The following is a 398-nucleotide window of genomic DNA, read 5'->3' on the forward strand; positions in this document are numbered from 1 at the left end:
CCCCGGCCGGCCCCCCCCCGCACCCATCCGGCGCCCCCGCCAGGCCGACGCCGTCATGGGGGGGGCCCTGGCCGACGCCTGCCGCACCCACGGCCGACGGCTGCTGTACGCGAGCGGTGCCTGGGTCTACGGCGACCACGGCGAGCGGTGGATCGACGAATCGGTACCGCACCGCCCCGCCCCCCTCGGGGTGTGGCACGCCGCGGCGACGGCCCGACTGCGCGCCATGGCGGCCGACGGCCTGGACTCGGTGGTGCTGCACGCCGGATTCGTCTACGGACCGGGCGGCAACTTCCGGGCCGCCTTCGCCGATCAGGCGAGCCGGAGCGGGCGCATCCGTCACCCCGGCGACGGCTCCAACCACTGGAGCTGCGTCCACCTCGACGACCTGGCGGCCG

1 protein-coding gene is annotated in these 398 nt (G+C 77.4%); it reads left to right on the top strand.

From position 1 onward, the window contains the following. Window positions 1–55: 55 nt before the first annotated feature. Window positions 56–398: NAD-dependent epimerase/dehydratase family protein (locus TN53_RS42745; RefSeq protein WP_159038301.1), on the top strand; the 343-nt coding region annotated here is incomplete at its 3' end.

Source organism: Streptomyces sp. WM6386, assembly GCF_000972385.1.
Lineage (GTDB): Bacteria > Actinomycetota > Actinomycetes > Streptomycetales > Streptomycetaceae > Streptomyces.